This is a genomic window from Enterococcus sp. AZ197, assembly GCF_050556405.1.
Lineage (GTDB): Bacteria > Bacillota > Bacilli > Lactobacillales > Enterococcaceae > Enterococcus > Enterococcus faecalis.
The window spans coordinates 826127-852158 of record NZ_CP187873.1; the positions used below are offsets into that span (position 1 = coordinate 826127).

At 37.8% G+C, this 26032-nt stretch carries 23 protein-coding genes and 1 tRNA gene; 20 read left to right on the plus strand and 4 right to left on the minus strand.

Annotated elements, in window-relative coordinates; genetic code table 11:
* Positions 1-143: 143 nt before the first annotated feature.
* Positions 144-845 (plus strand): cell division protein DivIVA, encoded by a 702-nt coding sequence (gene divIVA / locus IGK82_RS04095; RefSeq protein ID WP_002355904.1) that lies wholly within the window; start codon positions 144-146, stop codon positions 843-845.
* Positions 846-1155: 310 nt separating this feature from the next.
* On the plus strand, positions 1156-3936 hold the full coding sequence (gene ileS, locus IGK82_RS04100; protein WP_010712188.1) for an isoleucine--tRNA ligase: 2781 nt from the start codon (positions 1156-1158) through the stop codon (positions 3934-3936).
* A 51-nt stretch (positions 3937-3987) separates the two neighbouring features.
* Here ileS and zwf read toward each other — a convergent pair whose 3' ends face one another.
* The 3 genes from zwf to IGK82_RS04115 all read right to left on the minus strand — a co-directional run bounded on the left by zwf (position 3988) and on the right by IGK82_RS04115 (position 6719).
* Positions 3988-5511, minus strand: coding sequence for a glucose-6-phosphate dehydrogenase (zwf, locus tag IGK82_RS04105; protein ID WP_002358895.1), 1524 nt, complete (start codon positions 5509-5511; stop codon positions 3988-3990).
* Positions 5511-6179, minus strand: coding sequence for a metal-dependent transcriptional regulator (locus IGK82_RS04110; RefSeq protein WP_002358896.1), 669 nt, complete (start codon positions 6177-6179; stop codon positions 5511-5513). Before IGK82_RS04110 ends, zwf begins: the two co-directional genes overlap by 1 nt.
* Positions 6180-6350: 171 nt before the next feature.
* Positions 6351-6719: a DUF4828 domain-containing protein gene (locus IGK82_RS04115; RefSeq protein WP_002397919.1), complete on the minus strand. Its 369-nt coding sequence runs from the start codon at positions 6717-6719 to the stop codon at positions 6351-6353.
* 198 nt (positions 6720-6917) lie between these two features.
* Here IGK82_RS04115 and sfsA point away from each other — a divergent pair, with 198 nt between their 5' ends.
* From sfsA to IGK82_RS04195, 16 genes are all read left to right on the plus strand, one after another.
* Positions 6918-7649 (plus strand): DNA/RNA nuclease SfsA, encoded by a 732-nt coding sequence (gene sfsA / locus IGK82_RS04120; protein ID WP_010823484.1) that lies wholly within the window; start codon positions 6918-6920, stop codon positions 7647-7649.
* A 105-nt stretch (positions 7650-7754) separates the two neighbouring features.
* A complete protein-coding gene (locus IGK82_RS04125) occupies positions 7755-8753 on the plus strand; it encodes a Gfo/Idh/MocA family protein (protein ID WP_002355910.1) in 999 nt (332 codons plus the stop codon).
* A 26-nt stretch (positions 8754-8779) separates the two neighbouring features.
* Positions 8780-10081: a DEAD/DEAH box helicase gene (locus tag IGK82_RS04130; protein ID WP_010707740.1), complete on the plus strand. Its 1302-nt coding sequence runs from the start codon at positions 8780-8782 to the stop codon at positions 10079-10081.
* Between the two features lie 44 nt (positions 10082-10125).
* Complete coding sequence (locus IGK82_RS04135) at positions 10126-12831, plus strand: sigma 54-interacting transcriptional regulator (RefSeq protein ID WP_002355912.1); 2706 nt, start codon at positions 10126-10128, stop codon at positions 12829-12831.
* Between the two features lie 227 nt (positions 12832-13058).
* Positions 13059-13376, plus strand: a complete 318-nt coding sequence (locus IGK82_RS04140; protein WP_002355913.1) for a PTS sugar transporter subunit IIB — start codon at positions 13059-13061, stop codon at positions 13374-13376.
* A 141-nt stretch (positions 13377-13517) separates the two neighbouring features.
* A complete protein-coding gene (locus IGK82_RS04145; RefSeq protein WP_002369870.1) occupies positions 13518-14981 on the plus strand; it encodes a PTS sugar transporter subunit IIC in 1464 nt (487 codons plus the stop codon).
* 43 nt (positions 14982-15024) lie between these two features.
* The gene (locus IGK82_RS04150; protein ID WP_002355915.1) at positions 15025-15243 is read left to right on the plus strand and encodes a hypothetical protein; all 219 of its coding nucleotides are present in this window, start codon (positions 15025-15027) and stop codon (positions 15241-15243) included.
* Positions 15244-15256: 13 nt separating this feature from the next.
* Positions 15257-15457 carry a DUF3188 domain-containing protein gene (locus IGK82_RS04155; RefSeq protein ID WP_002355916.1) on the plus strand — a complete coding sequence of 67 codons (201 nt, stop codon included), beginning with the start codon at positions 15257-15259 and terminating at the stop codon, positions 15455-15457.
* The gene (locus tag IGK82_RS04160) at positions 15457-15867 is read left to right on the plus strand and encodes a DUF3284 domain-containing protein (protein ID WP_016622502.1); all 411 of its coding nucleotides are present in this window, start codon (positions 15457-15459) and stop codon (positions 15865-15867) included. Before IGK82_RS04155 ends, IGK82_RS04160 begins: the two co-directional genes overlap by 1 nt.
* Before the next feature lie 275 nt (positions 15868-16142).
* The gene (locus IGK82_RS04165) at positions 16143-16469 is read left to right on the plus strand and encodes a PTS sugar transporter subunit IIB (protein ID WP_002355918.1); all 327 of its coding nucleotides are present in this window, start codon (positions 16143-16145) and stop codon (positions 16467-16469) included.
* A 22-nt stretch (positions 16470-16491) separates the two neighbouring features.
* On the plus strand, positions 16492-16812 hold the full coding sequence (locus IGK82_RS04170; RefSeq protein ID WP_002355919.1) for a PTS lactose/cellobiose transporter subunit IIA: 321 nt from the start codon (positions 16492-16494) through the stop codon (positions 16810-16812).
* Between the two features lie 65 nt (positions 16813-16877).
* On the plus strand, positions 16878-18155 hold the full coding sequence (locus IGK82_RS04175) for a PTS sugar transporter subunit IIC (protein ID WP_002355920.1): 1278 nt from the start codon (positions 16878-16880) through the stop codon (positions 18153-18155).
* An 83-nt stretch (positions 18156-18238) separates the two neighbouring features.
* Positions 18239-19633, plus strand: coding sequence for a glycoside hydrolase family 1 protein (locus tag IGK82_RS04180; RefSeq protein WP_016622307.1), 1395 nt, complete (start codon positions 18239-18241; stop codon positions 19631-19633).
* 57 nt (positions 19634-19690) lie between these two features.
* Positions 19691-20884, plus strand: coding sequence for a GNAT family N-acetyltransferase (locus IGK82_RS04185; RefSeq protein ID WP_002363416.1), 1194 nt, complete (start codon positions 19691-19693; stop codon positions 20882-20884).
* A gap of 320 nt (positions 20885-21204) precedes the next feature.
* Positions 21205-21278, plus strand: a tRNA-Arg gene (locus IGK82_RS04190).
* Between the two features lie 33 nt (positions 21279-21311).
* Complete coding sequence (locus IGK82_RS04195) at positions 21312-21644, plus strand: putative quinol monooxygenase (RefSeq protein ID WP_002355924.1); 333 nt, start codon at positions 21312-21314, stop codon at positions 21642-21644.
* Between the two features lie 113 nt (positions 21645-21757).
* On the opposite strand, the gene ppdK is transcribed toward IGK82_RS04195, so the two are convergent.
* A complete protein-coding gene (gene ppdK, locus IGK82_RS04200; protein ID WP_016622306.1) occupies positions 21758-24403 on the minus strand; it encodes a pyruvate, phosphate dikinase in 2646 nt (881 codons plus the stop codon).
* 169 nt (positions 24404-24572) lie between these two features.
* Between ppdK and IGK82_RS04205 the strand changes: the two genes are divergently transcribed.
* Positions 24573-25202 (plus strand): helix-turn-helix transcriptional regulator, encoded by a 630-nt coding sequence (locus IGK82_RS04205; RefSeq protein WP_002366401.1) that lies wholly within the window; start codon positions 24573-24575, stop codon positions 25200-25202.
* 12 nt (positions 25203-25214) lie between these two features.
* Complete coding sequence (locus IGK82_RS04210; protein ID WP_002355927.1) at positions 25215-26027, plus strand: pyruvate, water dikinase regulatory protein; 813 nt, start codon at positions 25215-25217, stop codon at positions 26025-26027.
* Positions 26028-26032 lie beyond the last annotated feature (5 nt).

A 26032-nucleotide genomic window follows, 5' to 3' on the forward strand; every position in this document is an offset into this window, starting at 1 on the left:
TTTTGTTTAAGAAAACCATTTTGGCTGTTCATTCAGACGAAGTTGTGTATAATAAAAAAAGTAAGATATTTGCTATTTCAGGATTAGTATGAGAATGTGTTCATAAGGGGTTTTACAAAAATAATCCAAAGAGGTGAAGGAATATGGCATTAACTCCATTAGATATTCAAAACAAAGACTTCTCAACAAAAATGAGAGGCTATAACCAAGACGATGTAGATGACTTTTTAGATCAAGTCACACGTGATTATGAAGATGCATTACAAAAAAATCGTGAACTTGAGAAATCATTAAAACACGCAGAAGAAAAATTACAATACTTCAATGAATTGAAAGATGCATTGAACCAATCAATTATTGTTGCACAAGATACCGCTGATAAAGTGAAATCAAGTGCCAACAAAGAATCAGAAATGATTATCACTTCGGCAGATAACCAAGCCAAAGAAACCTTGGTAGAAGCTGAACGTAAATCAAATGCAATGATTGCAGATGCTGAAGCGAAATCAACACAAATCTTAGCAGAAGCAATTGAACGTGCTCGCCAATTAGCTGGGGAAACAGAAGACTTGAAGAAGAAAACACGTGTCTTCCATCAACGCTTAAGCTTAATGCTTGAAACTCAATTAGAGCAAGTGAAGAGTGAAGAGTGGGAAGAGATTTTAAAGCCTTTTTCTAGTTATGTCGGAGACAAACATACAGCAGTTAAGGAAATTCTTGATGAACAAGACCTTGACAACGAAAATGAAACTGTTGTAAACTCTGAAGAGAACACAGATGCTGTAGTAGAAAAAAAGCCTGTAATTGAAGTCACTGAAGAAACAATTGAAGAAGAATCAAAATAGATAGAACAGAACGTTTAATGTTTATTCTTAGCAGCGAGTCAATGATAGTGAAAGTTTGACAGACACTGGCATTAAACAGATCCTCTATCCTAGATGCAGTTCTGAACACTTGAGTAGGAACTGCCGGATAATTACCGTTATCAATTTCAGAGAAAGTAGGGGCAACTCTACTTTGAATTTGGGTGGTAACACGAGTACTTCGTCCCTTGGGATGGAGTACTCTTTTTTTATCTACTTTTATCAGCTATCGTTCATCTTTAGTATGAACTAACACAATTAAATCGATAAAATGAAAGCGAGGCAAATGCATATGAAAATGAAAGAAACATTGCAATTAGGAAAAACAGCTTTTCCAATGCGTGGGAACTTGCCAAACCGTGAAGCAGAATGGCAAAAAGACTGGGAAGAAAAAGGCTTATATGAACAACGTCAAAAATTAAACGAAGGAAAACCAACCTTTGTTTTACATGATGGCCCTCCGTATGCAAACGGAAATATTCATTTAGGACATTCTTTGAATAAAATCAGTAAAGATATTATTATTCGTTCAAAATCAATGTCTGGTTTCCGTTCTCCTTATGTGCCTGGTTGGGATACTCATGGTTTACCAATTGAGCAAGTGTTAACCAATAAAGGGGTTAAACGTAAAGAAATGACTGTCGCTGAGTATCGCGAAAAATGTAAAGAGTATGCCTTATCACAAGTCGATAAACAACGTAACGATTTTAAACGTTTAGGTGTGTCAGGCGATTGGGAACATCCATACATTACGTTAGATCCAGAGTATGAAGCAGCAGAAATTCGTGTTTTTGGTAAGATGGCAGAAAAAGGCTATATTTATAAAGGCTTAAAACCAATTTATTGGTCTCCTTCAAGTGAATCTTCTTTAGCAGAAGCAGAAATTGAATACAAAGATGTAAAATCACCTTCTATTTACGTAGCTTTTAATGTGGCCGATGGTAAAGGTCTTTTAGATAACGAGACAGCCTTCGTCATCTGGACGACAACCCCTTGGACATTACCAGCCAACTTAGGTATTTCAGTTAATCCTGATTTTACGTATGTTGAAGTGAAGGCAGACGGTCGTAAATTTGTAATTGCTAAAGATTTATTAGCAACCGTTAAAGAAGCGATTGGTTGGGAAGAAGTAGAAGTCTTGCGAGAATTTTCTGGTGAAAAATTAGATCGTATGACAGCTCAACATCCATTCTATGATCGAACATCACTTGTTATGCTAGGCGACCACGTGACGCTAGATGCCGGGACTGGCTTAGTTCATACCGCACCAGGGCATGGTGAAGATGACTATATCGTTAGCCGTAAATATGATTTACCTGTTATTTCTCCTGTTGACAGCCGTGGGGTCTTTACAGATGAAGCACCTGGTTTTGAAGGAATTTTCTATGACAAAGCGAATCCAATGATTACTGAGTTATTAGAAGAAAAAGGCGCGTTATTAAAGTTAGATTTCTTTACGCATAGTTATCCACATGATTGGCGTACCAAAAAACCAGTTATCTACCGTGCAACGCCACAATGGTTTGCTTCAATCTCTAAATTCCGTCAAGATATTTTAGATGAAGTTGAGAAAGTTGACTGGCTAATTCCTTGGGGAAAAACACGTTTGTATAATATGATTCGTGACCGTGGTGATTGGGTAATCTCTCGTCAAAGAGCGTGGGGTGTACCATTACCGATCTTCTATGCTGAAAATGGGGAAGCCATCATTACGCCAGAAACAATTGAACATGTAGCGAATTTATTTGCAGAACATGGATCAAATATCTGGTTTATGCGTGAAGCAAAAGAGTTACTACCAGCAGGCTTTACACATCCAGGTTCACCAAATGGCGAGTTTACCAAAGAAACAGATATCATGGACGTTTGGTTTGACTCAGGTTCTTCACATGAAGGAGTTTTACGAGAAAGAGAAGAGTTAACTTTCCCAGCAGATATGTATTTAGAAGGTTCTGACCAATATCGTGGTTGGTTTAACTCAAGTATTACAACAAGTGTCGCTATCAATGGAGTAGCGCCTTATAAATCAATTATTTCTCAAGGGATGGTTCTCGATGGCGAAGGCCGTAAGATGAGTAAATCGTTAGGCAATACTATCTTACCTGAAAAAGTTATCAATCAAATGGGGGCAGATATCTTACGCTTGTGGGTAAGTAGTGTTGACGCGGAAGCCGATGTGCGTGTCTCAATGGATATCTTAAACCAAGTATCTGAAGTGTACCGGAAAATCCGTAATACTATGCGTTTCTTGTTAGCGAATACGAGTGATTTTAATCCAGCTGAGCATACTGTAGCTTATGCTGATTTACGTTCTGTAGATAAATACATGACGGTTCGTTTAAATCAAGTCATTCAAGAAATCCGTGAAAATGGTTATGAAAAATATAATTTCATGCATATTTATCGGACAGTTATGAACTTCTTAACTGTGGATCTATCTTCTTTCTATTTAGACTTTGCGAAAGATGTCGTTTATATTGAAGCAGAAAATGATTATCAACGTCGTTGTATGCAGACTGTTTTCTATCAAACATTGGTTTCATTAACAAAATTATTGACACCAATTATTCCACATACAGCGGAAGAAATTTGGAGTTTCTTACAAGAAGAAGAAGAGTATGTGCAATTAGCTGAATTCCCAGGTTACGAAACGTTTACTAATGAAGAAGAATTGATGGATACATGGGCAGCCTTTATGGATTTCCGTGACAATGTCTTAAAAGCGTTGGAAGAAGCTCGTCATTCTAAATTAATCGGTAAATCGTTAGAAGCTAAAGTAACTGTTTATCCAAATGAACAAATTCGTCAATTAATGACAGCTGTTGATGCAGATATTGCTCAATTACTAATTGTTTCCGACTTTGAAGTATCAAAAGAAGTAGCACCTAGTGAAGCTGTTCAATTTGAAGACATGGCTATTTTAGTTGAAAAAGCAGAAGGCGAAACGTGTGACCGTTGTCGTTCCGTTCGTCAAGATGTCGGCTCAGATGAAAAATTACCAACACTTTGTGGCCGTTGTGCACACATTGTTGAAGAAAATTATCCAGAAGCGGTTGCTGAAGGATTCGAATAAACAAGAAAAAAGATCCGCTAGTCGTTAACTAGCGGATCTTTTTTGGCTTATTTATTGCTCAAGTTGACCGCGGTCACGGTACCAGTTATCTGGTTGCCATTCCCAAGTAAAGCCATCTTTTTCTAATAAGTCGAAGGCAGCTTGCGGGCCCATTGTGCCAGCGGCATAATTAGGGAAAGAAACGTCTGTTTTATCCCAAGCATGTCGAATAATGTCAACAATGCGCCAAGATTGGGCAACTTCGTCCCAATGAGAGAAGTTTGTACTATCGCCATTTAGGCAGTCTAATAGAAGTTTTTCGTATGCTTCTGGACTATTTTCAGTCATTTCAGCACTTTGACGGAAATCAAGTTTCACTGGAGTTGTATTGAACCCTTGACCGATTTCTTTTCCATTTAAGGTTAATGAAAATCCTTCAGTTGGTTGGATATAGATAGTTAAAACATTCGGTGGTAAATCGGTTTTATCGCATTCTTCACACGTATCATCTTTGAAGACATTAATAGGTACTTGTTTAAAGACGATGTTAATACGTGTGCCTTTTTCAGTTAATCGTTTACCTGTGCGAACATAGAAAGGGACGCCAGACCAACGGAAATTATCAATTAAAAATTTACCAGCAACAAAAGTTTCAGTGGATGAAGTTTCTGCCACATTTGGTTCATCACGATAGGCTGCGAATGTTTGATCAGCTAGCTGACCTTCGCCGTATTGTCCACGCACGAAATTTTGAAGGGCTTCTTCTTCAGAATAAAGGCGGATGGCACGTAAAGCTTTTACTTTTTCAGTCCGAATTTCTTTTTCAGAAAAGGCAACAGGAGGCTCCATAGAAAGCAATGCAACGACTTGTAAAATATGATTTTGAACCATATCTTTTAGTGCGCCACTGTGGTCATAATAGCCGCCACGATCCTCGACACCTAAGCTTTCAGCGAAGGTGATTTGGACATTATCAATGTAACGATTGTTCCATTGTGATTCAAAAATATTATTGGCAAAACGAATGGCTGAAATATTTTGGATCATTTCTTTGCCTAAGTAATGGTCAATTCGGAAAATATCTTGTTCAGGAAATGCAGCACGAATTTCTTCATTTAATTCGTAGGCAGATTCATAATCAGAACCAAATGGCTTTTCGATAATTAGACGATCAAAGCCTTCTTCCGAAATAATATGTTGTGATTTCAAGTGATTAACAATGGTTCCAAAGAATTGAGGGGCCATAGCTAAATAGTAAACATGATTGCCTTCTAAGTGGTATTGTTCATTTAGGCGATCAGATAATTCTTTTAAGGTATTATAATGTTCCGTATCATTCACATTATGTGATTGGTAATAGAAATGACTAGAAAATTCAGTCGCCTCTTCGGCCGTGGGATTTAAGTCTTGAATGGTTTCACGAACGATTTCCCGATAGTATTCGTCTGTCCATTCCCGACGTGCGGTACCAATCACCGCAAAACGCTCAGCTAATAATCCTTTTTTATATAAGCGGAACAGGGAAGGATACAATTTGCGTTTGGCAAGATCACCTGTCCCCCCGAAAATAGTAAATAATGCTACTTTTTCATTCATTAGTTTTCCTCACTTTCTCTAATCAACGGCTCAACAAAAATTGTGTTTGCTGCTTTAAAGCTGACGGATAATTCTTTGTTTTCATTATAAATGGTGATCGGTCCTTCATATGCAGCAATTTCTTTAATCGTATATTCTTCTTGAATATTTAAATCAATGGAAACTAAATAATCCAGTAATTCTTTTTCGTCTAAGACACGTGCAATCCGAATTTTTGTGCCAACAGGGTAGTCTGTTAACGTTTGGCGTTTCTCCTCATGAATGGGTTGATTATCTTCGGGAATAACACCACCGTGTGGACAAAATTCTGGATGATTTAAATAATCCGCTAAACGGTTCACAAGCGTCTGTGAAGTAACATGTTCTAAAACTTCTGCCTCTTCGTGCACATCATTCCAAGTGTAATTTAAGTGCTCTACTAAAAAGACTTCCCAGATTCGGTGTTTGCGAATTAACGTACTCGCTTTTTTTAAGCCTTTTTCAGTTAATTGTACCCCTTGATAAGGAGAATGCTCAACCAAATCTTCTTTTACTAACTTTGAAATCATCTCACTAACCGAAGCTGCCGAAACATCGAGTCCAGAAACAATTTGTTTATTATTCACTTTAACTTCGTCGCCACCTAATTCAAAAATTAATTTTAAATAGTCTTCGCGATTTGGTGTCATAGGGGCTCATCCTTTCAAAAAAACATCATCCTAAGTTTATCAGAAAAAGGCGCATTTGACTATTTAATAATATTCAAGTTGTAAGAAAACTTTCTGAATGCTTTTGCAAGGGATGTAAAAAAATAAATCACCCACCGCACATACTTCATTTTATGTGTCGTGGGTGATTTATTAATTGTAAATAGCCCGTTCTAGTGTGTAGGTTTCGTCGTCGGCTTCATCGTAAAGCGTCGCAGGGACACCATTTTCACATTGAATGATTAAATGGTAACCTAACTTGTCTAAGATAACTAAGCGTTTAGGGGTTAATTCAACAAGCAAGGCATGCATTTGTTTGCCATCAATGAAAACATTGAAAGATGAGGTGATTTCTAAGGTGTGTTGCGTGGCTTTCTTCACGTCTACAAACCACCAATGCCCAGTATAATTGTGTTGAAGCTCCTGTGGGGAAGGGAGCTGTTTATTTTTTTTCCAGAGGATAGAGCCTGCTAATCCAGTAAGTAAAGATGCGCCAACCAAGAAAGTCCAATGTTTTTTCAAAGAAATTCCTCCTAACCTTCATTTTCATTTATTCGTCTTCGTTACCTTTATTATATAGAACTTGTCTAAAATATTCGACTAAATCGCTGAGAATTGACAAATATTTAATGATTGACACAAGATAGTAAAATTGTTGGTTTTGGTCTATACTTTTCCTTGTTTTTTTATGGTATAGTGTGTAAGAAAGGAAGTCTGTGTATGAAGTACCCGAATGTCCAACTTGCTTATTTTATCGAACGACCCAATCGGTTTATTGCACACTGTCGTTTAATGGAAACGAATGAAGAAGTAATCACACATGTCAAAAATACTGGCAGAGGGAAAGAAGTTTTTTTACCAGGTGCTGTTGTGGCGCTTAGTTATCAACCATCGCCTAAAAGAAAAACAGATTACGATTTGATTGCAGTAAAAAAAGGTTCTTTTTGGATTAATATTGATAGCCAAGTACCGAATACATTAGTCAATGAAGCGTTAAAAAATGGTCAAATTGTGCTTCCTGGTTTAGTTGGTACGATCCAAACTGTTAAACGTGAGCAACGATTTGCACATTCAAAATTTGATTTTCTAGTGGAAACGGATGCAGACGAACAAGCTTTTGTCGAAGTGAAAGGCATGACTTTAGAAAATAAAGGCATCGGTGCTTTTCCTGACGCGCCAACACTTCGTGGCTTGAAGCATGTCACTGAACTAATGGCTGCAACTAAAGCGGGTTACCGCTGTTACGTTTTGTTTGTGGTCCAATTTGAAGAAATTAAGCAAGCAACGATTCACCAAGAGATGCAACCCGCCTTTGCTGAAAATGTGGGTGCTGCAATTGATCAAGGTGTGCAAGTCCTTGCTTACAATTGCCACGTAACACCAGCAACGATTGAACTTAAGTCACAGGTAACCTTTGATTTATTACAGGCATTTGATGATCCTAATAAATAACTTGAAGAACTCCTAGCGTTTTAAGGCAGGGTAATTACGTGACTTTTGTACGAGAGATTACTATTATAAAGAGAGTAAATAAACAAAAAATGGAGGTTTTTGATTATGATACATTTAGGCGTAATTGGTACCAATTGGATTAGTCATCAATTTGTTGCAGCAGCTTTAGAAACGGGTGCGTACGATTTAACGGCTGTTTATTCTCGGAAACTAGCAACGGCACAAGAATTTGGTTCTCGCTATGGGGATGTGGAATATGCAATTGATTTAGAGACGTTTTTTGGTATTGCACATATGGATACGGTTTATATTGCCTCACCAAATTCATTACATTTTGAACAAGCGAAACAAGCAATTTTAGCGAAAAAAAATGTAATTGTTGAAAAACCAGCTTTTTCAACGCCTGATGAGATGGCAGAAATTATTGAATTAGCGAATAAAAATCGTGTGTATTTCTTTGAAGCGGCCCGTAATATTCATGAGCAAAGTTTCCAAAAAATTGCTGAATTATTGCCATTAAAAAACCAAATTTTAGGTGCGAATTTTACGTATATGAAATATTCTTCTCGCTATGATCAAGTATTAGAAGGCAAAGAGCCAAATATTTTTTCTCCTCATTTTTCTGGGGGAGCCTTAGCAGATTTAGGCGTTTATTTAGTTTATGCAGCCTTGGGCTGGTTTGGCGTACCAAACGAAAGCCATTATTTTGCTAGTAAAATTGCGACAGGTGTCGATGGCTTAGGAACAATTATTTTACGATATGATCAGTTTGACGTGACGTTAAACACTGGGAAAATTAGTGATTCTTTTGCGCCATCCGAAATTTACTTTGAAAACGGGACCTTGATTTTAGATAGTGTCAATGCTATTTCTTCGGCTGAGTACCATGATCGCGCACATGAAGAACGTGATGTCTTAGATATTCAAGTAGCCGATAATCCAATGATTGAAGAAGCCCGTGATTTTGCAGCAGTTTTAAATAACCCAACAGATAAGTATTGGGGCACCAAGTATGAAGAATGGGTTGAGCTTGCTCGAAATGTCAATAAAGTAGTCACTGATTTACGTCATAGTGCCGGCATTATTTTTGATGCTGATAAATAAGAATTAAGCGACAGGAAAGGAACAATATGAGATTTTTAGAACAACTTCCAGAGGCTTGGCAAGAACAGTGGCAAGCTTCTGGCTTTAACGAACCATCAACAATTCAAGAAAAAAGTTTTACGCCCCTTCGCGAAGGAGAAAATGTTTTAGGAATTTCGCCGACAGGAACTGGAAAAACACTTGCTTACATGCTGCCTTTACTCTTAACTGTTGAAAAAGGACAGGGAAATCAATTGTTGATTATTGCTCCGTCTCAAGAATTAGCTATGCAAATTGCTGAAGTTGCTCGGACTTGGGCTAAGCCACTTCAATTAACGGTTCAAACGTTAATCGGCGGGGCAAATGTTTCACGCCAGATTGACAAGTTAAAAAAACGTCCTGAAGTGTTAATCGGAACACCAGGTCGGATTTTAGAGTTAATGAAGAATAAAAAAGTCAAAGCTCAGTTGGTAAAAACAATTGTAATGGATGAAGTTGATCAACTTTTCCAAGAGGAAGAGCTAAGTTTAACCAAGCAAATTTTGACACACACACCAACCGAATACCAACTTGTTTTTTATTCAGCGACTGCTGATCGTGTCGTGAATCAAGCGCAATCTTTAAGCCGAAAATTACAGGTGATTGATGTGACGGAAGAAGATACTTCAGCAGGTCAAGTCGCCCACTACTTTATTCGATTAGCACCAAGAAAAAAAGCTGATTACTTACGTCGTTTGGCCCATACAGAAGCATTCAGAAGCATGGTCTTTTTCAATCAAGTTGCTGATTTAGGTGCAGCAGAAGAAAAATTAGTTTATGAGAATGTGCCAGCTATTGGTCTGGCTTCAGATCAAAGTAAACAGTTGCGTAAATTGGCGATCGATCAATTTAAAGCAGAACGAGTGAAGTTGTTATTAACCACGGATATTGCGGCACGGGGCTTAGATTTCACAGGGGTCCCTTACGTCGTAAACGTAGATGTTCCTTTAACCGAAGAGAGCTATATTCATCGTTCTGGTCGCGTTGGCCGGATGGGTGCACAAGGGGCAGTGATTACGTTTATCAACGATGGCACCAAAAGGGATTATCAACGTTTGATGAAACAATTGGCCATTCCTTATCAGGAAATCTTTTTATATGATGGTGCACTTCATGAGCAGCCAAAAGCCAAAGATGAACTAGAAAAAAAGAACGTAGCCAAAGATACGTATTCAGAAAAAAAGAGTACGAAAGAAAGAAAACCAGAAACAGTAAATTCTGTTGTCAAAGAACCACAAGAAACACGCAAAAAGAAGAAAAACAAAAAGAAAAACACGAAAAACAAAGGAGCTCGTAAAGCGAAGAAATAACGCTTTACGAGCTTCAAGCAGAACGTTGTATCGAGGAGGATTCCATGAAATCTCGGAAGGAAGAAATCTTAGCGTTACTTCAAAAAAATGAAACTGGCTTAACGGCAGGAGCGGTAGCAGAACAGTTAATGATTGATCGCAGTAATGCCAGCCGTTATTTAAATGAATTATTCAAAGAAAAGAAAATTACTAGAAGTACTGGACGTCCTGTTATCTATTCAGTGCCAACAATCAATGAAGGAGAACAAGTCCATGTAGATGAGTCTACCTCTGTTAGTTTTGACACATTAGTAGGTGCCAATGATTCTTTAAAAGTGAGTATTCAGCAGGCTAAGGCGGCTATTTTATATCCACCAAGAGGTTTGCATACGATTATTTTTGGGAAAACAGGAACAGGGAAATCTCTTTTTGCTGAATGTATGTACCGTTTTGCCATTGATTCAAAAACCTTAGATGAAGATGCCCCTTTTGTCTCTTTTAATTGTGCTGATTATGCACAAAACCCACAATTATTATTTGGTCATATCTTTGGCGTAAAAAAAGGTGCCTATACTGGTGCGAATGAAGATAGTCCAGGCTTAATGGCAAAAGCAGATGGCGGGATTCTCTTTTTAGATGAAATTCATCGCTTACCGCCAGAAGGTCAAGAAATGCTCTTTACGTTTATTGATAAAGGCGTGTACCGTCCATTAGGAGAAAGTGGCCAAACCTATGAAGCCTCTGTTCAAATTATTGGTGCGACAACGGAATCCTCAGAAAACTTTTTAACCACTTTTAATCGGCGGATTCCGATGTCGATTACATTGCCATCTTTAGATGCACGGACGCTAGATGAGCGTTATGCCATCATTTCGTTATTTATTCAGCAAGAGGCAACACGTTTGGGCCAACAAATTGATATCGAACGCGAAGCAGTTTTGGCTTTTATGTTATACGATGCAGAAGGAAATATTGGTCAGGTGAAGCGGGACTTAAAATTAGTTTGTGCTAAGTCATTTCTTTATTATCGGACGCACAATTTAGAACATTTGGTTATCCGTAAACGGGATTTGTCGTTACCTGTCCAAAAAGGATTATTAAAAATTAAAGAAGTACCTGAGCGCTTGGATCAATTTGTCGATAGTAAAAGTAATTATTTATCTTTCCAGCCAGGTACCAACAAAATTGTTTGGTCGCAAGATCCAGCTAGAGACATGCAAGTTTACAATGAAATCGAAGAAAAAGTCGCTGACTTGTCTGAAGCTGACTTAGAAAATGTTGATTTAGAAGAATTGATTTCTAAAGATATGAATGCGTATTTTAAAAATTATGTCGAAGAATTAACCCAACATTCTTTACATAAGGAGTTATTACCAGAAGCTATTTGGGACTTAACGAATCGTCTTTATGATATCGCAGAAGAGCGTTTGGAACACACGTACAACGAAACTGCGCGCTTTGCCTTTGCGCTTCATTTACAAAGTACGATTGAACGTGTCAAAGAAGGTCATGTGATTGTCCATCCTGATTTAAATAATGTCCGTAAAAATATGAAAAAAGAATTTCAAGTAGCCTTAGATTTATCTTCTATTATTGAAGAAGAGAACAACATAGAGATTCCTTTCGATGAAATTGGCTTTATTAGTATGTTTTTATCTATTAATGTCGGTAAAGAAGAAAGAACTCCAGAAAATAATGTTGGTGTGTTCGTCTTAATGCATGGGGATTCTACTGCCTCAAGTATGTTGAAAACCGCCCAAGAACTTTTAGGAACGTCAATCGGAACAGCGATGAATATGCCGTTAACGATGGAAGTTCAAACAATGTATGAACAATTACGAAACCAAGTAATTACGCAAAAAGAATCGTTAAATAATGGGATTTTATTACTGACGGATATGGGTTCATTAAATTCGTTTGGAAATATGTTGTTTGAAGAAACAGGTATCCGAACAAAGGCGATTACAATGACGAGCACAATGATTGTCTTAGAAGCTATTCGAATGGCAAGCGTGGGACGAAGTTTAGAGGACATTTACCAAAATATTCAACTTTCTTTTGAAAGCGTTGTGAGAGAACAATTTCGCTCTAGTCTGCAAAAACGTCAAAACGTAAAAAAAGCAGTAATCGTGACGTGCTTTACAGGAGAAGGGGTCGCCGCAAAACTATACCAACGAATCTTACCAGTTATTGATGAAACAAAAGTGGAACTGATTCAAATGCAATTTATTGAACGAGAAACGTTTAAAAAGCATATCGACAACTTGATGGAAGAATATGAAATTAAGGCCATTGCGGGAACTGTGGATGTTGAATATCAAAATATTCCCTTCTTTTCCGTCTATGATATTTTTGATGATGAAAAATTAAATGTATTGAAACGGATTGCTAGTGATGAAGTGGCAATTGATACAATTGTTCATTCACTAAGTGGCGTCATTACTTCTGTGGACTCCTTACAAAAATTAATTCTCATGTTACAAAAAACAGTTCATCAAATACAAACAGACATGCATATTATTGTTGAACCAGGGGTGGATGCCGGAATCATGATTCATTTGGCTTTTCTGGTAGATGCTTTAATTAAAGGAGAAGAAGCAAGAACTTTTCCAAACTTAGCGGAATATGTTAAAACACATCGTTTAGAAATCGATGTCGTACGCACGAATTTTATGTTAATTGAACGGGCGTATCGTGTGACGATCCCGGAAGCAGAAGTTGCGCATGTTACCCAAATGTTTTTAGAAAATGAAATTAAAAGTAAACAATAATAAATAAAAAAACATCAAGAAATGAGAAAACGCTCTCTTTTTTCTTGATGTTTTCTTTTTGTAAGTTACACACAATTTCATGTGTGTAAGCGTTTTCTTTTAGTGTGTGCACGCTTTTTTTATGACAAAAGCTGTTATATCAGTATTTTAATGAGGGAAAAACTTGGCACAATAATTGCTATAAATAAAGTGTATAACGTCATAACTTTTAAGGAGATGAAGAAAAAATGGCAAAAAAAACAATTATGTTAGTTTGTTCCGCAGGAATGAGCACGAGTTTATTAGTAACAAAAATGCAAAAAGCAGCAGAAGATCGTGGCATGGAAGCAGACATCTTTGCAGTATCGGCTTCTGAAGCAGATACAAACTTGGAAAATAAAGAGGTGAATGTTTTACTTTTAGGTCCACAAGTTCGTTTCATGAAAGGGCAATTTGAACAAAAATTACAACCAAAAGGGATTCCTTTAGATGTAATTAACATGGCAGATTATGGCATGATGAATGGCGAAAAAGTTTTAGATCAAGCAATCTCATTAATGGGATAAGGAATTAAAACGTTTAGGAAAAGTGAATAGCAAATAAGGATAGTGCATGTTACCAAAGGTTTTGTTTTGTACGCTCGATTCATTCGTTTAATGAGGCTACTGCCTTTTTAATAAATATAAATGGATACAGGAGGAATAAAAATGAACGGATTAATGGCATGGATGGAAAAATATATCTTACCAACTGCCGCAAAAATTGGTGCACAGAAACATCTGGTGGCACTAAGGGATGCTTTTATTGGTACATTACCTGCGACAATGGCTGGATCAGTCGCCGTAATGATTAACGCAATTATTCGAGATCTTCCCCAAGAGTTTGTCTCAACTTATGCGGCAAGTTTGGAAGCAGACAAAGGTATTTTTGCAGTATTGAATGTCATCATTGGGATTAATGGTTTTGTTTGGAATGGTACATTGGCTATCGCTGGTTTGATTTTCGCTTTTTCTTGGGGCTATAACTTAGCGAAAGCATACAATGTGAATGAGCTAGCTGGTGGGATTGTCAGTTTAGCTACCTTAATTTCAGGTGTTGCTTTTGCACCAAATAACACAGCTGAATTAGCTGTGAAAGTGCCAGAAAAGATTGCCAACGCAATTAATGGGGCAGAAATTGGTGCGTCAATTGCTAATAATCAATTGACTGTCAATCCATGGGGTTGGTTAAATCTCAACCATTTAAATGGTAACGCTTTCTTTACGGTGATGATTATGGGCGCTTTGTCAACCATTATTTTTTGTAAATTAATGCAAGCGGATTTAACAATAAAAATGCCTGATTCTGTACCACCAGCAGTTTCAAAAGCGTTTGCGGCAATTTTACCAGCAACAATCGCATTGTATGTCGTAGCAATTATTAACTTTACGGTGTCAAAACTTTCAGGCGGTCAATTATTAATTGACTTAATTCAAAAATATATCGCGGAACCGTTCCTTGGGTTATCACAAGGACTAGGCGCTGTGTTAATCGTAACGGTTTTTGTTCAAATTTTCTGGTTCTTTGGTATTCACGGTCCAAACGTTTTGGCACCAGTTCTTGAAGGAATTTGGGGACAAGCACAATTAATCAATATTGATATTTTCCAAAAAGGTTATGAAGGAAAAACAGGAACAGCTGCGGTTTTAGCCGCTATTGACGACGGTAAAGCCTACATGTGGGTCCGTGGTTCGTTTGATGCTTTTGCTTGGTTTGGTGGTTCAGGCGGTACAATTGTCCTAATTATTGCAATCTTGTTATTCTCCAAACGAGCAGATTATTTAACAGTTGGTAAATTATCATTAGGACCTGGGATCTTTAATATCAATGAACCGATTATGTTTGGTTTACCAGTTGTTCTGAATCCAATTATGTTTATTCCATTTGTAATTGCGCCATTAGTTGCTACTACAATTGGCTGGGTTGCAACGTATCTTGGGCTAGTCGCCCCAGTTTCTCAACAAGTCGCATGGGTGACACCGCCGTTGCTATTATCTTTCTTAGCGACAGGTGCCGACTGGCGCGCACCAATCGTAGCGTTGGTATGTATGGTAGTCACTTTCTTGATTTGGACACCGTTTGTTATCGCTGCTAACAAAATGGATCCTGCATTAGGCGAAAGAGAGCAATAAGCAATAAAAACAGCAATTACTTGTATAGAAAGGAGCGAGCGGCATGATTTCGATTGCAAGTGCAATGAAGCAAGAGGAAATTATTACTTTATTAGAGGCATATCAAGGGGAAAATGAAACATTTACTTTTAAAGAAAAAAATGGTATTAAGTTATTTTTTGAAGTTGAAGGAGACCCTGAAACTGCTGCACAAGTTGCAAAACAGCTGATTAAGGAACAACCTTGGGGTGGCGTTTTATACTTCCAAGCAACGGTAGTCTAAAAAGATAGGATGGATGAAAATGATTAGAAATGGATTATTTTTATGTAGTATTGGCTTCTTGATTGTTTTGTATTCGTTGAATCCCAGCTCCTTAAACTATGATTTATTAAGTCTGACAACGGGGATTTTTTTCATTGGACTTGGTGGTTACCTGTTTTTTAAAGGAAAAAAAGTTGCTGAAGAAGAGGCGACAAAGGATGAGGTGAAACGGTAATGGAAATTACGAAAACATTAACTATTTCAGCAGATGAATTTTACACGCAATTAATGAATTCTGTTATTTTTGATATCCGTAAGCAAACAGGCAAAACTCTTACAAGAAAGCAGTTGCGTAAGTTTGAATACATCAAAGAATATAGTAAAAATAGTCGCGCGAAAATAGTTATTGAAGAAGCTGTAGAAAATAAGACCTATCAATTTCGAACATCCACAACTAAAAATGATTTCTCGGTGCGGTATGAGCTCCAGCCAATTGATGAAAAAAGCTGTGAACTGCGTTATACAGAAACAATGGTTTCTTATGGGACGTTACAAAAACTGAATGACGCAGTATTAGGTATCTTTTTAAGTTATTTTAAAAAGAAACAGTTTTATAAAATGCTTAAAATGATGGAAACTGCTTAAAGGGAAAAAGTGGCTTTTGTCCAGTTGATTCTCTTCAGCTTTAGAAAGTGAGCGATGAGTCGTTTCGACTTATCGCTCACTTTCTTTTGTTGCCCTATTATTTTGGAAACGCACACAAAAAAGCTGTGTGTAATCGTTTTATTTTTAGTGTGTACACGCTTTCTATATCAAGAAATGTTGTCATATCAAGGTTTTTAATATGTTGAAACTTGGCACGCTTCTTGCTTATATAAAGGTGTAAAGCAAAACAAAGAGAATTTAGGAGATGAAGGAAAATGGCAAAAAAAACAATTATGTTAGTTTGTTCCGCAGGAATGAGCACAAGTTTATTAGTAACAAAAATGCAAAAAGCAGCAGAAGATCGTGGTATGGAAGCAGACATCTTTGCAGTATCGGCTTCTGAAGCAGATACAAACTTGGAAAATAAAGAGGTAAATGTTTTATTATTAGGCCCACAAGTTCGTTTCATGAAAGGGCAATTTGAACAAAAATTACAACCAAAAGGGATTCCTTTAGATGTAATTAACATGGCGGACTATGGCATGATGAATGGCGAAAAAGTTTTAGATCAAGCAATTTCATTAATGGGATCATCAAACTAGAGCAGAAAATGGGGTAGAGGTAATGGACGGACAACAGAACTTAGAAGCAATCATGGGTTTAATCATGTATGGCGGAAATGCTAAAAGCGATGCGATGGAAGCGATTGCCGCAGCAAAATCGGGGGATTTTGAATTAGCAGACAAAAAAATTGCAGATGCAGAAGAATCACTTGTACATGCACATCATTCGCAAACAGGAATGTTAACAGAAGAAGCAAAAGGCAATAACATGCAAGTAACATTGTTAACAGTGCACAGTCAAGATCATTTAATGACTGCGATTGCATTTACAGATTTAGCAAAAGAAATTATCGATCTTTATCGCCGTATTGATAACGAGTAATCTCGTTGTCAATGCGTCTTATAAGAAAAACGCGCTTGAGAAAGCGTTAATTAGGAGGAATAACAATGGACGGATTTGTTCAATGGATGGAGAAACACTTTATGCCGAAAGCGTCAGTTATCGCAGCGCAACGGCACTTGGTAGCAATTCGTGACGCGTTTGTCGTAACGATGCCATTAATGATTTTAGGGGCTTTGGCGGTATTAATTAATAATATTCCAATTCCAGGATATGAGGACTTTTTAAACAAAATTTTCCCAATGATGTATAACGATGCACCAATTTGGAAAAGCTTTGGTGGTAACATTTGGAACGGTACATTCGCAATCTTTGCCGTTTTAGTAGCCTTTTTAGTAGCACACAATTTAGTTAAATCTTATGGAAAAGACGGCATTGCAGCCGGTACAGTTTCTGTAGCTTCATTCTTCGCAGTTGGCGGCTTAGAAGGCATGGGCGCAACTGGATTATTTATTGCTTTAATTATTGCACTTATTTCAGGAGAACTATTCCAACGTTTATCTGGCAATCCTAAATTAGTTATCAAAATGCCTGATGGTGTACCACCAGCAGTAGCAAAATCATTTGCGGCATTATTACCAGCAATGATTACAATCAGTTTATTTAGTTTAATTACATCAATTCTATTTGCTTTAGGAATTGACAATATCGTTATTTCATTCTATGAAGCAGTTCAACAACCATTTATGGGACTTGCAAACAGCTACCCATCAGCATTATTGTTAGCTTTCATTACACCATTCTTGTGGTTCTTTGGTTTACATGGTGCCAACATGGTTGACCCATTAATGCAAACAATCAACGTACCAGCGATTGATGCGAACATTAAAGCTTTAGAAGCAGGTAAAGCAATTCCTTATATTGTAAACAAACCTTTCTTTGATTCATTTGTAAACTTAGGTGGAACAGGAGCAACATTAGGTCTGTTAATTGCTATCTTTATCGTAGGTCGTCGTAACAAACCATACAAAGTCATTACAAACTTAAGTTTAGCACCAGGACTATTTAATATTAATGAACCAGTCATGTTCGGTTTACCAATTGTTTTAAACCCAATTATGTTTATCCCATTCATTTTAGTCCCAATGGTTCTTGTAACTGTTGCGTATGTGGCGACAGCAACTGGTTTAGTACCAGCTGCAACCTTTATGCCACCTTGGGTAACACCACCAATTATTGGCGGATTTTTAGCAACGAAGAGTATCGCCGGCGGAGTTTTAGCAGCTGTTAACTTATTGATTTCTATTTTGATCTACATGCCTTTCGTAAAAGTAGCAACAGATCAATACTTGAAACAAGAAGCAGCCGCAGAAGCAGCTGAGTAAAAAATCGAAGGATTGAATCGTCCGGACTCTTACGGAGGGTTCAATCCTTTTTTTAATGATTAAATCGTAAAGGAGCAAATAACATGAAATATCAATTTCCAGAAAATTTTTGGTGGGGTTCTGCAGCCAGCGGTCCTCAAACAGAAGGCGTTTTTGAAGGTGATGGTAAAGGTCAAAACATTTGGGATTTTTGGTATCAAGAAGCGCCAGAAAAATTCTTTCAACAAGTCGGTCCAGATAAGACCTCACAATTTTATAAAAAATACCAAGAAGATATTCAGTTAATGAAAGAAACGGGACATAACTCTTTTCGAACATCCATTCAATGGAGCCGTTTAATTCCAGATCCTACAACAGGAAAAGTCAATCAAACAGCAGTTGATTTTTATAATCAAGTGATTGATGATTTATTAGAACACGGGATTGAGCCCTTTATGAACTTGTATCATTTTGATATGCCGATGGTACTTCAAGAAAAAGGCGGTTGGGAAAGCCGTGAAGTGGTTGATTTGTATGTTGACTTTGCCAAAACCTGTTTTGAATTGTTTGGCGATCGCGTGAAAAAATGGTTTACGCACAATGAACCAATTGTACCAGTTGAAGGTGGTTATCTCTATGGCTGGCATTATCCTGATAAAGTGAATCTAAAAGAAGGGATTCAAGTACTCTATCATGAAGCTTTAGCTAGTGCCAAAGCGATTGCCGTCTATCATTCTATGAACTTATCAGGTGAAATTGGCATTATTTTAAACTTAACGCCGACTTATCCTCGTGATGAGCACAACGAAGCCGATGTAAATGCGGCTAAATTTGTCGATGGTTTCTTTAACCGTTCGTTTTTAGACCCGGCTGTTAAAGGTCATTTTCCAGAAGATATGGTTGCTTGGGCGAAAGCAAATGACTTGTTGCCAGAAACAACGCCAGAAGATTTAGCAATAATTGCTGAAAATACTGTGGACTTATTAGGAGTAAACTACTATCAACCACGTCGTGCCAAAGCAAAAGAAACACCTGTTGAAACACGACCAGAAGGCTTACTTCCAGAAGATTTTTATGATGTCTACGATATGCCTGGCAAAAAAATGAATCCTTACCGTGGCTGGGAAATCTACGAAAAAGGTATTTATGATACATTAATGAATTTAAAAGAAAATTATGGCAACATTCGCTGCTACATTTCAGAAAATGGCATGGGCGTAGAAGGAGAAGAACGCTTTGTCAATGAACAAGGAGTCATTGAAGATGATTATCGGATTGAATTCGTGCAAGATCACTTGAAATGGGTGCATCAAGCGATTCAAGAAGGTAGTAATGTTCAAGGATATCATATGTGGACGTGTATTGATAACTGGTCTTGGCTTAATGCCTATAAAAATCGTTATGGTTTCATCGCTGTGGATTTAGATGATGATGCGAAACGGACCATTAAGAAAAGCGGTCGTTGGTTCAAAGAAATGACAGCAAATAACGGCTTTTAGAAAGAGAACCGTTTCTGTGATAAAATGAATTGATACAATGTGCGAGGAGGAAAGAAAATGACAACTAAAAGAGTCAAAAAAATGGGCAAAGAAGAAATGAAAGAGATGTTTGATCTTGTCATCTATGCTTTTAATCAGGAACCCACGGCGGAACGCCAAGAACGTTTTGAAAAATTGTTGTCACATACGCAAAGCTATGGCTTCCTAATTGATGAGCAATTAACAAGTCAAGTGATGGCGACACCTTTTCAAGTGAATTTCCATGGTGTCCGCTATCCCATGGCTGGAATTGGCTATGTGGCTTCTTATCCAGAATATCGTGGTGAAGGCGGCATCTCTGCTATTATGAAAGAAATGTTGGCTGATTTAGCGAAACAAAAGGTTGCCCTTTCTTACTTAGCACCGTTTTCATATCCATTTTATCGTCAATATGGCTATGAACAAACATTTGAACAAGCAGAGTATACAATTAAAACGGAAGATTGGCCACGTGTTAAACGAGTTCCGGGTACCATTAAACGAGTTTCTTGGGCTGACGGTAAAGAGGTCATTAAAGACGTATACCTTGAAAATCAAAGAGCGCACTCTGGTGGTGTGATCCGTGAAACTTGGTGGCTGGATTATACGCTGAATCGTGCAAGTAAACCAAATAATCAAGCGATTTATTATTCGTCAGAAGGGAAAGCGGAAGGCTATGTGATTTATCGGATAGCTGCTGGCACCTTTGAAATCGTAGAATGGAACTATTTAACTAATACAGCTTTTAAAGCTTTAGCTGGGTTTATTGGCTCACATAGTGGTTCCGTTCAATCGTTCCATTGGATTAATGGTTTTGCTGGAAAAGATTTAAATGATTTAATGCCAACGCCAGCAGCTTCTGTAAAAATTTTACCTTACATGATGGCACGAATCGTTGAGTTACAAACATTTCTGGAAAAGTATCCATTTCAATCAGGAGAAAAAGAAACGTATTCTTTAGAGATTGAAGATTCCTATGGGCCATGGAATGAAGGTATTTGGACAATCACAATTGACGAACAAGGAAAAGCGACAGTGACTAAAGGTGCTGTGGAAAAGGAAGGGACTGCTGCTTTGAAAGCAGATATCCAAACGTGGACGCAACTATTCTTGGGCTATCGTTCAACAGAAACGTTATCTTTTTATGAACGCTTGCAAGGAGACGCAACGGCAGTTCGACGTTTAGGCCAACGTTTAGTCAAAGGCATGCCAATTTTAGAAGATTATTTTTAAAAGTGTGTTTATTCGCAAAAAATGACAGAACCTACTATAATAAAAATGTAAAAAGAATTATTTTAGAAAGGTGATGGGGACAATGGCGAAAACGAAACAAGAAAAAGTTGCACGCAATAATAAAATTGGGCAATATATAGCTATTGCGACAGGACTTTATTATTTAGGAAAAATGATTCTTGATCGGCGGCAAAAAAAATAATAGATAAACGAACGACGTGTTTCACTGAAAGAAAGTATCTCGCATAATTATTTATGCAGGATACTTTCTTTTTGTCTATTGACAGATGTAGTGAAGACTTCTAAAATTAAAACAGATTGTTCTCGTAGCTCAGTAGGATAGAGCAACCGCCTCCTAAGCGGTAGGTCGCTGGTTCAATTCCAGTCGGGAACGTAAAAAGGCAAGTAAATTTAGGGGGGAAGACAGATGGCGATTACTATAAATATTTATTATAGTGGGACAAATGGAGGTGCAAGAGAATTTGCCAAAGAAATGATTGCCAGCGGAATTGTAGAGGCGATTCGTGCAGAAAAAGGGAATAGTCGCTATGAATACTTTTTTCCAATGGACGATGAAGAAACAGTTCTGCTGATTGATAGTTGGACAGATCAGGAAGCATTAGACAAACACCACGCTTCTCCAATGATGACCCGTATTACGGAACTTAGAGAAAAATATGATTTGCATATGAAAGTAGAAAGATATGTATCAGATGTAACAGACCCCTTGACAAAAGATGCCGCGTTTATAAGAAAATAACCAGAGTGCAATCATTGATCTTAAAATTTAGTGCTAGGAACATCAGCCGTTTCGACTGATGTTCCTAGCACTTTTTATCTTGTAAGGATGAATCATTTGTTACACACGTTAAATTAAAGAAGGACCATTTGTTCTTCAGTCACAGCCGGTTCGGTTAAAATTTTGGCTTGGGCAGCTGCGAGTTTCGCAATAGGTACCCGATAAGGTGAGCAAGAGATGTAGTTTAGGCCAAGTGTTTGGAAAAACGTGATGGATTGCGGATCACCACCGACTTCTCCACATACGCCAATACTCATGTTTGGTTTAGTGCGACGCGCTTTCTCTACAGCTAATTGAATCAGTTGACCAACACCTGTTTGATCTAGTGATTGAAACGGATCTTGGGTAATGATTTTCTTTTCTCGATACGTATTAATGAATTTACCGATATCATCACGAGAAAAACCATAGGTCATTTGTGTTAAATCATTTGTTCCAAAGCTGAAAAAGTCTGCTTCTTCTGCTAACTGATCCGCAATCAGACAAGCTCTCGGTAGTTCAATCATTGTCCCGATTTCGTAAGGGAAAGGAGTCATCTTATGTTCTTCAAAGAGACCGTCAATCGTTTCTTTTAAAATGCGTTTGAGATAGAGAAGTTCTTCTTTTTCGGCGATTAGAGGAATCATCACTTCTGGATAAACAGTAATTCCTTCTTTGACTAATCGAATGGCACTAGTAAATAAGGCTGTAACTTGCATTTTGTATATTTGTGGTTGGGTCACACCTAAACGACAACCACGATGGCCCAACATTGGATTGGTTTCTTGTAACCGTTCAATTTGTTTGGCGATGGTCACCGGGAACCGTTGTAGTTGCTTCGCCAATAATTGAATATCATTCTTTTCATGAGGTAAAAACTCATGCATCGGCGGATCTAACAAGCGGACCACCATGGGCTTGTCTTGAACTACTTTCAGCATTTGATAAAAGTCTTCCTGTTGAAAATGAAGAAGTTGCTCCAACGCATAGGTTGCTTCCTTTTCAGACTCTGCTAAAATTAGGCGACGCATTTCCAAGACACGCTCTTCACCGAAAAACATATGCTCTGTTCGCGCTAAACCAATCCCCGCTGCGCCAAAACGGATAGCAGTCTCTAAATCTTGTGTAGTTTCTGCATTGGCACGAACAGTTAAATCAGCATACGCATCTGCCCAAGACAAGAGCTCTTGAAGGTCATCGTTATTATCAGCAGAAATTGTAGGAATTTCGCCAAGATAAATTTCCCCCGTTGAGCCATCGACGGAAATGATTGTTCCTTCTAAGATGACCTGTGGCCCGCAGTGTAGTTGTTTGGCTTCTTCATTGACGGTTAAACTTTCACAACCAGTCACACAGCAAGTTCCCATTCCTCGTGCGACCACAGCGGCATGAGAAGTCATTCCGCCACGACTGGTCACGATTGCTTCGCTTACAACCATGCCTTCAATATCTTCTGGTGAAGTTTCTTGACGAACAAGAATGACTTTCTTTCCTAGATTGGTCAGTTCTTTGGCTTTTTCTGCTGTAAAAACAATTTGGCCACTTGCTGCACCAGGACTAGCAGGAAGTCCCATAGCTAAACGTTCCATGTGTTGTCGTTTCTCTTGATCAAACACGGGATGAATTAATTGATCAATCGTATCAGGTGTCACACGCAACAGTGCTTCTTGTTTAGTAATGCGATTTTCTTTGGCTAAGTCTAAAGCAATTTTAACCGTAGCTGCGGCGGTTCGTTTCCCGTTTCTTGTTTGTAAAATATATAATTTTTCATTTTCAATGGTAAATTCAATATCTTGCATGTCACGATAATGATATTCTAAAAGTTCTGCGTAATGGCGAAAATCTTGATAAACTTTTGGCATAGTCAAACGTAAACGACGAATGGGTTCTGGCGTCCGAATACCAGCCACTACATCTTCTCCTTGCGCGTTCAAAAGAAACTCTCCAAACAGTTGATTTTCCCCTGTGACCGGATTTCTAGTGAAAACAACGCCAGTGCCACTGTCTAGTCCACGATTGCCGAAAACCATTTCTTGAATGTTGACAGCTGTACCTAAATCATGTGCAATATGATGTAAGTTTCGATAAACCACCGCACGTTGATTATTCCATGAATCAAAAACAGCTTTGATTGCTTCAAAAAGTTGTGCGACAGGGTCTTGCGGGAAGACCACCTGATGTTGTTCAAAAACTTCTTGGTAGCGGACAATCAAGGCAAAATGATCTGCTTCTTGAAAAGCGGTAATTTTTTTGTTTAGCTCTTGTTCCAAGCGCTCTTTTTGTTGGTCAAATAATTCTTTGGGAATGTGATAGACGACGTCTCCAAACATTTGAATAAGTCGGCGATAACAGTCAAAAGCAAAACCAGGAGAGGTTAAGGTCGCAAATTTTTTCACACGTTGATCATTTAAACCTAAATTTAAAATAGTATCCATCATACCAGGCATCGAGAAGGCAGCACCGCTGCGAACGGAAACTAAGAGAATCTCATTGTCCGCGGTAAAAGATTTGCCTGTTTCAGTTTCTAGATTTTTAACCGCTTTCAAAATTTCTGATTGTAAGTGTTCTTCAAAGAAAGTAGCATCTGCCAAATAGTCCATACAGCAACGGGTTGTAATCGTGAATCCTTGTGGAATCGGCAAACCTAAGCGTGTCATTTCTGCCAAGTTTGCCCCTTTACCACCAAGAGTCTCTTTACCTTCATTGTGTGTTTCGTTAAAAGAATAAATAAACTTTTTCATGCGTGACCTCCGTTTAATATGTGTCTTATATGTTCAATAAACATCATAATAGACGGAAATAAGTTTGTCAATAGAAAAAGTTTCTTATCAATATGTTGAAAAAACAATAAATATGTGTATAATTGTAAGCGAATGCACAATTTGTTTAAGAGGAATTGAGGAGGAAATGATGAAATTAAGTAAACGACAAGAGCAAATTATCGCTGTTGTAAAAGAGCATCAGCCAGTTAGTGGTGAACGCATTTCGGACATACTAGCCGTTTCACGTGCGACATTGCGTTCTGATTTGTCCTTTTTAACACTTTCAGGAATTTTAAAAGCAAGTCCGAAAGTTGGGTATACTTACGAAAGTGATAATATGGAGGCTTTTTTCTTTTTTGATGTTTTTCAAACAAAAGTTCAGGAGATCATGAGTCCACCATTGATGGTTGCCCAAGAAACCTCAATTCGAGATGCGATTACCAACTTGTTTATGTATGATGTCGGTTCTCTTTATGTCATGGATGAAGCGAAAGAATTATTAGGGGTTTTGTCACGAAAAGATTTATTACGGGCCTCTTTAAATACAAATATTGATGGCACACCTGTTGCTGTTTGTATGACAAGAGTGCCACATGTGAAAACCTGCACACCAGAATTTACTATTCTTGAAGCTGCTGACACTTTGCAAAAATACGAAGTGGATTCTTTGCCAGTCGTTGAAAAAGAAAATCCTAAAAAAGTTATTGGAAAAATTACGAAAACGAAAATTTTAACCTATATTACGCAACAAGCGAAAGAAGCCGCACAAAATAGATAAGGGAGCTTAATTATGAAAAAAGAGATCATTGTTTATACTATTTCCGATTCACTTGGAGAAACATCACAAAAATTGTTAGCTGCAGCAAGCGCACAATATCCAGATATTTCTTTTCTTAATCGATACAATTTTTCTTTTGTCACAACAGAAGAAGAATTATTGGAGATTTTAAAAGATGCCTTAAAAGATAAAGCCTTAGTTGTCAGTACATTAGTCAGTAAACAACTAATCACAGCGGCGAAAGAATTTAGTGAACGAACAGGGTTGTTATATTTAGATTTAATGGCGCCATTTTTTGAATTAATTCAAGCGAAAGCCGGAGTAGATCCTATTGAAGAGCCTGGACGACGCCATCAACTAGATCGTGCTTACTTTGATAAAATCTCAGCGATTGAATTTGCTGTAAAATATGATGATGGCAAAAATCCTCAAGGGTTTCTTGATTCTGATATATTGTTGTTAGGCGTTTCGCGGACCTCAAAAACGCCAGTCAGTATGTATTTAGCGAATCAAGGCTACCGCGTTTCTAACTTACCATTAATTCCAGAAGTTCCATTGCCGCCAATTTTGGAAGAAATGGATCCACAAAAAATGATTGGTTTAGTTTGTTCGCCAGAAACATTAGGTCAGATTCGTAGCAGTCGGTTGGCTTCCTTAGGTTTAGGTAATGAGACCAGTTATACCAATGTTGAACGGATTGAACAAGAATTAGCTTATGCTGAAGAAATTTTTGCGAAGTATGGCATCCCAGTGATTGATGTAACCGCAAAATCTGTCGAAGAAACAGCCTTTTTAATTAAAGAAAAACTAGATGAAAGAAATTAAAAAGC